The sequence below is a fragment of the Klebsiella sp. A-Nf5 genome (assembly GCF_002810545.1).
GTDB lineage: Bacteria > Pseudomonadota > Gammaproteobacteria > Enterobacterales > Enterobacteriaceae > Klebsiella > Klebsiella variicola.
This window is the reverse complement of the sequence record NZ_PIOG01000191.1, coordinates 1-659: the sequence shown is the minus strand read 5'-3', so window position 1 is coordinate 659 and position 659 is coordinate 1. Positions and strand designations below refer to the sequence as shown.

At 45.5% G+C, this 659-nt stretch carries 1 protein-coding gene; it reads right to left on the bottom strand.

The window, feature by feature from the left end; translation table 11 throughout:
* Position 1: 1 nt before the first annotated feature.
* On the bottom strand, positions 2-659 hold a 658-nt coding region (locus CWM53_RS20170; protein ID WP_133124366.1), incomplete at its 5' end, for a DUF2345 domain-containing protein.

The following is a 659-nucleotide window of genomic DNA, read 5'->3' as shown; positions in this document are numbered from 1 at the left end:
CTTAATCTTCCTGATTATCTAACAGATCAATTTTTATTGATTCAACAAAAAGCCCGCTCTGCACAGGTAGTTTCCCTTGATCGTCAGTCGTCATTTCAACGATAGTGCCATCGCCGCGGGTAACGCGTACCTTTTGATTCTTTGCCGGTTTGCCGGTTTGCTTCCAGAGGATCTCAGGGGTGATGGCAAAATCAGTGGAATCCCATTCCTGCATGGCCTGACTGATACTCTGACCACTGAATTTTTGCCAAACCGCTCCACGCTCTATAATTTTATCTGGTGCGGCACATTCCACCGTGCCGCCTCCAATTCGAATATATCCACCACCACTGGTTAGGATGATTTCATTTTTTGCGCTAATAAGAATTTTTCCGTCGCTACTGCTTATGCGCAGATCTTTACATGCATCCAGGAGCATTTCATCGCTTTGTGCCTGAATCTCCACTTTGCCTTTGCTGGCGAAAATTTTAATACCAAGCTTTTGAGCAAACAGACTTACTGCTTCTCCCGCAGCTACAGTGAATTTTTTAAATACGCTGAAATCCGTATTTTTCCCACTGGTGCTAATCAGGTTTTCCCCTGAGGATAATTGCAGGCTTTTGGGCGTAACCTGTGCAATCCCCGCGGGAGCAGAAAGCAGTAGCGCTGATTTTTTCAGC